Raw genomic sequence first — 6,389 nt, 5'->3', positions numbered from 1 at the left:
TTGAGGTCGCTCGACGCGCGCCGCATGCCCTCGTTGAAATGGTTGTTGGACGAGGTCACGGACGCGCGGCGCGCCATCGCGCGCGCAGTTCGCGCCGCGCGTGATCGAGACCCTCGCGGAAGCCCCGGTGGGGGCCGGCGCGCCCGGTGCCCGGTTCGCAGCACACCTCCACATGGATGGCGAAGGTCTCGCCGGGCGCGAGGCGGATGCGGTAGAGCGCGCGGTCGGCGGACAGTTCCGCGGGCGCGGGCTCGAAGCCGATGGCGGTCTCGCGCACCTTCTCGTCGAGGCCGCGATAGGCGAGCAGCACGCGCCCCGGCCTCCACCTCCGGCGCCGCCAGCGTGCCGCGCCGCGCCCTCACCGCGCCGCGCACCTCGAACAGATCGGCGAAATCGGCCGCGAAATCGAAGCCGATCTCGATGGCGCGGGGCACCACGTCGAAATTGCGCACGCTGAGGCACTCGCGGCAGGCCGAGCGGAACAGGAAGCGGGCGCGCCGGATGTGGATCAGATCGTGCAGCAGCGCCCCCGCGCCGCCGCGTCCCGGCAGGTCCGGGTTGGTGAGGTCGCAGGCGAGCGTCGCATTGTCGTCGCGCACCGTGGAGCTGAGCAGCAGCGGCCGCGCGCCGTCGATGGTCAGGAAGAACAGCGAGAGATGGCGGGTGTCGCGGTGGAACAAACCGTGATTGCTCGCATGCCCCGGCACCGCGTCGCCGTGCGCGTCGAACACGGCGAACGTGTCGTCGTGCTTGAGCGTGCGGGGCGCGCTTTCGATCTGCGATGCGGATGCGGCGATGACGTAAGCGGGCTCTTCCGGCTCGGGGGCCGGAAGAGGGATGGCAGCGTCAGAGTGGGGCATTGCGGCTCCCGTGCGCGGCCTGGTACAGGCGGCGGACGGGCCGCCGCATCCGGGCCGGCGCCGCGCCGACGAGCCTTTCATAGATGGCGACATAGTCCCGCGCCATGCGCTCGGCCGAGAAGCGCCGCTCGAAGATGCGCCGGATCGCGGCACGATCAAGGCGGGCGATGTCGGACACCCGCGCCGCGCCCTCCTCCACCGAGGTGACGAAATAGCCGGTCAGCCCGTCCTGGAGCACTTCCGGCACCGATCCGCACGGAAAGGCGATCACCGGCGTGCCGCACGCCATGGCCTCGATCATGACCAGGCCGAACGGCTCGGGCCAGTCGATGGGGAACAGCAGCGCCTCCGCGCGGCCGAGGAAGTCGGCCTTCTGGCGCTCGTCGATCTCCCCGATGAACTCGACGTTCGGGTTCGCCTCCACCATGGGGCGGATCACGCTCTCCCAATACGGCTTGTCCGCGGCGTCGACCTTGGCGGCGATCTTCAGCGGGCGGCCCGCTTTCACCGCCATCTCGATGGCGCGGTCCGGCCGCTTCTCCGGCGAGATGCGGCCGAGGAAGGCGAGGTAGCCGTCGCTCTTCGGGCTGAACGGCAGGAGATCGGTCGGCAGGCCGTGCAGCACCGTGCCGGCCCAGTTCACGGGCGGCATGGGCAGGCGCTGGTGATCGGAGATGGAGACCAGGGGAAAGTCGTCGTAGGTCGCATAGAGCCGGTGCGCCGCCGGCAGATCGAGCCGGCCGTGCAGCGTCGTCAGGCAGCGCGGGCGGTGCTCGCGCAGCACCGAGAATTGCAGCAGGTCCACGTGGAGATGCAGCACGTCGAACGCGTCGGCACGCCGGCGCACCTCCTCCAGCATGATCAGGTGGTGGACCACCGGGTCCGCATCCGCCGGCGAGAGGCGCAGGCCCATCTCGCACATGGGCGCTAGCTCGGCGGCGGTGAGGGAATCGCCGCTGGCGAACAGGGTGACCTCGTGGCCGGCGCGCACCAGTTCCTCGGTGAGGTAGGAGACGATGCGCTCGGTCCCGCCATAGCGGCGCGGCGGAACGCTTTCGATGAGGGGGGCGATCTGGGCAATGCGCATGACGGTCTCCTCCGCCGGCAACACGTGCCGTCGGGACAGGGCGCTGAAGGACAGGAAGTCTTTCGCAGCATTGAACGCCAGGCCGGCCACGCGGTTGCATGCACTGCAAAATAATTTCGGAACGCCCCGTGATTTCTTGACGTTGGCTGCACAACACTGAACAACCGGGCACCGCCCACCAAGGAGGACAGGCCATGAACACCGCCAATCTCCAGATCGAGGGGCTGCTTCTGGCCGCGTCACGGATCCTGGAGGCGATGCGCCGCAAGGGCCTGCTCACCCAGCAGGAGATCGAGGATGCGCTCAAGGAAGCGGACGCGGCGGCCGCGCGGGACGCCGCTCAGCGCAATATCAGCCCGGCCCAGGCGGAGGGCATGCGCTTCCCGATCCGCTTCCTGCTCGCCGCAACCCGCCTCGACGAGACGCGGGTGCCCTCCTTCAGCGAGATCGCGACGCTCATCGGCGAGAATCGCGACCGGCGCTGAGGCTCAGCTTGAGAGGGTCGTGGCGGCAACGCCCAGCACCAGAAGGCCCAGCCCGACGAAGGCCCAGGTGCGCCAGCTTGGCGGCGCGTCCGCGGGGGCCCGGTTGTCCTCCTCGCTGCGCGGCTCGTAGAGCGCAAGGTCGCTGTCCCCGTCCGTGATGCGGTCGCCCGGGTAGGGCGCCGACGACCGGGACTGCGGGCGGTGGCCGCTCGCCTCGTCGTCGGTCCCGAGCGGGGCAGCGGCGAAATCGGGGCCGCGCACCTTGTCGCCGGTGGCGCCGGCATCGATGGCGTGGCGGGTTCTCTCGGCGTCGGACATGGGAGTCTCCTTCGTCAACGTCCGTGGTCGACCTACCAACAGCCCCCGTGCAGGGCAGTTCCCCGCGAACACCACAGCCCTGCGGCCGCGCTGACGTTTACTTGTCGACGCTGCGCGACGTCTTCGTGGCCTCCGTGGTCGCGCTCAAGATGCTTCGCTGAAAACAGTCCTCAAGATCGCGGGCGCGGGGAACACTCTTCACCAGCACGTGTTCATGGCGGGAGCACCGCATGCTCGCAGCCCATCCCGCGGAGGACCCAAGACATGGCACAGACCAAGACCCTGCACGACCTGTTCGCCGACACGCTCAAGGACGTCTATTACGCCGAGAAGCAGATCCTGCGCGCGCTGCCCAAGATGGCGAAGAACGCCCAGTCGGAACAGCTGAAGGCCGCCTTCCTGAAGCACCAGGAGCAGACCGAAGGCCAGGTGGAGCGCCTGGAGCAGGTGTTCGAGCTGCTCGGCAAGGCGGCCCGCGGCAAGCACTGCCCGGCCATCGTCGGCATCATCGACGAGGGCAAGGAGATCATGGACGAGTTCGGCGGCAGCGAGGCGCTGGATTCCGGCCTGGTGGCGGCCGCCCAGGCGGTGGAGCATTACGAGATCGCCCGCTACGGCGCGCTGAAGACCTGGGCCGGCCAGCTCGGCATGAAGGAAGCCGTGACGCTGCTCGACGCCACGCTCCAGGAGGAGAAGGAGACCGACGCGCTCCTGACCCAGCTCGCCGGCGCCGAGATGAACCGCAAGGCGGCCTGAGGGTCGGCGATCGCCCCCGCGCGCTGCAGTCAGGAGGCGCCTCATGTGGCTCCAGCCCAAGCTCGTCGGCGAGGACGAAGCCCACCATCTTGGCGTGATCGCCGGATGGTGGGCCATGTCGGCGGAGGGAACGCCGGTCTCCGGCCCCTACCCCACGCAGGAGGCGGCGATGGTCGGCATCGGCAAGCGCGGCGCAGATCAGCCCGCGGGCCGGCCCAATGCCGAGGGCCCGCCGCCGAAGGAATAGGCGGTGGGGGAAGCCATGCATCCCCACCGCCGACCCGCGGACGACGCTGCATGCCTCCCCGACATGCAGCGTCGTCGCGCCCCACCTTGCGCTCCGAGGCCGCGACCGAGGCGGAGCGCCGGAGTCATAGCTCGGCGAGAGACCCGCGCGCGCACCAAACGCGATCGGGCGCCTGCGGACCTGCCGGTCCGGCGGGCGAAGTCTGATGCGATGAGATTTCGCCTCGGCCAAGGGCATCGCCTGAATCCGGAACCGGACGGGGCGGGGGCGGTTGACCGAATGACCACCCTATTTCCCCCATTGGAGCGCCGCGCATGACCGAGCCCGCCACGCCCCCGCTTCCCGCCCAGCAGCAGCCCATGCCCGGCCTGACCGCAGACATGGAGCCGCGGCCCGACCACGGCGAGCATTCCTACGTGGGGTCGGGGCGGCTCAAGGGCCTCAAGGCGCTGGTGACGGGCGGTGACAGCGGCATCGGCCGCGCGGTCTGCCTCGCTTTCGCCCGCGAGGGTGCCGACGTCTGCATCGCCTATCTTGAGGAGGACGAGGACGCGCAGGAGACCCGTCGCCTGGTGGAGGAGGCGGGGCGCAAAGCGGTGCTTTCCGCCGGCGATCTTTCGGACGCCGATGTCTGCCGGCGCCTCGTGGATGACGCCGCCGAGGCGCTCGGCGGCCTCGACATCCTGGTCAACAATGCGGCGCACCAGGCGAGCTTCGAGAAGATGGAAGACATTTCCGATGCGGAATGGGCGCACACCTTCGAGGTGAATGTCCATGCCGTGTTCCGCCTCACCAAGGCGGCGCTGCGGCATATGCGGCGCGGCGGCGCCATCATCAACACCGCCTCGATCAATTCGGACGCGCCGAACCCGACCCTGCTCGCCTACGCCACCACCAAGGGAGCGATCCACAACCTCACGGCCGGCCTTGCCCAGTCGCTGGCACCGCGCGGCATCCGCGTGAACGCGGTGGCGCCGGGGCCGATCTGGACCCCGCTCATTCCCTCCACCATGCCGGAGGAGGCGGTGAAGAATTTCGGCAAGTCGGTGCCCATGGGCCGGCCGGGCCAGCCGGCGGAACTTGCCACGGCCTTCGTCATGCTGGCCGATCCGCTGTCGAGCTACGTCTCCGGCGCCACCATCGCCGTCACCGGCGGCAAGCCGTTCCTGTAGGCGCCAGACCGGTGACCCGGCGGCGGGCGATGCTCGATCCGGCCGGCTCCGCTTGATCGGCCAAAGACCGCCTGTTCGCGCGATCCTCGGGGGGGCGGCGATCCGCTCAGGCCAAGGAGCCAGCTGAGCGGCGCGATCCACGGAACATCTGGCGGCCGCCGACGTTGGCCTGAACGATGAGCACCAGCCGCGCAGCGGGCCGGCAGGCCCCCATCGTCTCGCCCGCCGCAACCACGGCGCTCCTTGTCGGAGCCGCCGCGGTGGCGGGTGCGCTGGCCGTCACCGCCGTTGCGTTCGAGATCGGCCAGCTCTCGGCCCGCATGGGCCTCCACCTCGCGCTCATGAACGTCGCCGCCCCGCTCCTCGCGCTGCTGCTGGCGCCGATGCGCACCGGCGCCCGCCTCCTGTGGATCGCCGCGACGGCGCAGATGGCGCTGCTCTGGGCCTGGCATGCGCCGGTCGCGGCCGGTGCCGGCGGCCTCCTGCTCCAGACCGCCTTTCTGATCGCGTTGACCGCAGGATCGGCGATGTTCTGGATCGCGGTGGCGCAGGCGGGCGCGAGGCGGCGCTGGGGCGCGGTGGGCGCGCTTCTGGTGACGGGAAAGCTCGCCTGCCTGCTCGGCGCGCTGATGCTGTTCGCCCCGCGCGACCTCTACGCCCTGCCCGCGCTCGTCTTCGCCTTGTGCAGCGTGGCCCCCTCCAGCCTCGCCGATCAGCAGCTCGCCGGCATGATGATGCTCGCCGCCTGCCCCCTGAGCTATGTGCTCGCGGCCGTGGTGCTGACGGTGGATGCGGTGGGCGCCGCCGACGAGGCTGAAGCGCCCGCCGGCCCGCGGCGGAGCACCTGAGCCATGGCGGCGCCCCCGTCCCGACACTGGATGGTGCGCCTGCGGACCGCGCTGGTCCTGATCGCCGTGGCGGGCATCGGCGGCTTCGCCTTCGCGGCGGCCGGGGTCTACAATGTGGCCGCGAGCACCGGCCACTGGGCGGTCACCGATGCCCTGCTGCGCTTCGGCTGTGGCGCTCGGTGGCGGTGCGGGCGCCGGCGCTGCGCCGGTGCCGCTCGACGATCCGGACCGCGTGCGCCTGGGCGCGGGGCACTACCATCAGGGCTGCGCCGTCTGCCACGGCGCCCCGGGACGCCCGCCCGATCCGGCCACGTACGGCATGCTGCCCGCGCCGCCGTCGTTGCATGACCGGGCGCTGACCTGGACCGACGGCGAAGTGTTCTTCATCGTCCGCCACGGCATCAAATATACCGGCATGCCCGCCTGGCCGGCCTTCGGGCGCGACGACGAGGTGTGGAGCCTCGTCGCATTCCTGCGCGCCTTTCCGGCGCTCGATGCGGCGGGATACGACGACCTCACGGGGAGCGGGCGCGACGCGCCCGAGGGCGACCGCGAGCCGCTTGCGGAACTGATCGCCGGCTGCGCGGCCTGCCACGGCGACGGCGACCGCCCGCCC

The 6,389-nt window shown here is 70.9% G+C and carries 9 protein-coding genes; 6 read left to right on the top strand and 3 right to left on the bottom strand.

Annotated elements, in window-relative coordinates:
- Together AC2W7M_RS17880 and AC2W7M_RS17875 are read right to left on the bottom strand one after the other, a co-directional pair.
- Positions 1 to 860 (bottom strand): glycogen debranching N-terminal domain-containing protein (locus tag AC2W7M_RS17880; protein ID WP_486133730.1); only part of this gene is annotated, 860 nt, incomplete at its 3' end.
- Positions 847 to 1,947 (bottom strand): glycosyltransferase family 4 protein, encoded by a 1,101-nt coding sequence (locus AC2W7M_RS17875; RefSeq protein WP_486133728.1) that lies wholly within the window; start codon positions 1,945 to 1,947, stop codon positions 847 to 849. The genes AC2W7M_RS17880 and AC2W7M_RS17875, both read right to left, overlap by 14 nt.
- Before the next feature lie 194 nt (positions 1,948 to 2,141).
- Here AC2W7M_RS17875 and AC2W7M_RS17870 point away from each other — a divergent pair, with 194 nt between their 5' ends.
- Positions 2,142 to 2,432, top strand: a complete 291-nt coding sequence (locus tag AC2W7M_RS17870) for a hypothetical protein (protein WP_486133726.1) — start codon at positions 2,142 to 2,144, stop codon at positions 2,430 to 2,432.
- A gap of 3 nt (positions 2,433 to 2,435) precedes the next feature.
- Here AC2W7M_RS17870 and AC2W7M_RS17865 read toward each other — a convergent pair whose 3' ends face one another.
- Positions 2,436 to 2,750: a hypothetical protein gene (locus AC2W7M_RS17865; protein WP_486133724.1), complete on the bottom strand. Its 315-nt coding sequence runs from the start codon at positions 2,748 to 2,750 to the stop codon at positions 2,436 to 2,438.
- Positions 2,751 to 3,014: 264 nt separating this feature from the next.
- Here AC2W7M_RS17865 and AC2W7M_RS17860 point away from each other — a divergent pair, with 264 nt between their 5' ends.
- The 5 genes from AC2W7M_RS17860 to AC2W7M_RS17840 form a co-directional block, all read left to right on the top strand.
- Positions 3,015 to 3,506 (top strand): YciE/YciF ferroxidase family protein, encoded by a 492-nt coding sequence (locus AC2W7M_RS17860; protein ID WP_486133722.1) that lies wholly within the window; start codon positions 3,015 to 3,017, stop codon positions 3,504 to 3,506.
- A 43-nt stretch (positions 3,507 to 3,549) separates the two neighbouring features.
- On the top strand, positions 3,550 to 3,753 hold the full coding sequence (locus AC2W7M_RS17855) for a hypothetical protein (RefSeq protein WP_486133720.1): 204 nt from the start codon (positions 3,550 to 3,552) through the stop codon (positions 3,751 to 3,753).
- 314 nt (positions 3,754 to 4,067) lie between these two features.
- Positions 4,068 to 4,925 (top strand): glucose 1-dehydrogenase, encoded by an 858-nt coding sequence (locus AC2W7M_RS17850; RefSeq protein WP_486133719.1) that lies wholly within the window; start codon positions 4,068 to 4,070, stop codon positions 4,923 to 4,925.
- A 176-nt stretch (positions 4,926 to 5,101) separates the two neighbouring features.
- Complete coding sequence (locus AC2W7M_RS17845; RefSeq protein WP_486133717.1) at positions 5,102 to 5,773, top strand: cytochrome c oxidase assembly protein; 672 nt, start codon at positions 5,102 to 5,104, stop codon at positions 5,771 to 5,773.
- A gap of 208 nt (positions 5,774 to 5,981) precedes the next feature.
- Positions 5,982 to 6,389 (top strand): c-type cytochrome (locus AC2W7M_RS17840; RefSeq protein ID WP_486133715.1); only part of this gene is annotated, 408 nt, incomplete at its 3' end.

This window comes from Xanthobacter sp. BG11Y11_SDJG (assembly GCF_057364445.1).
Note: the sequence above shows the minus strand (reverse complement) of the source record. Positions and strands in the feature narration are given on the sequence as shown.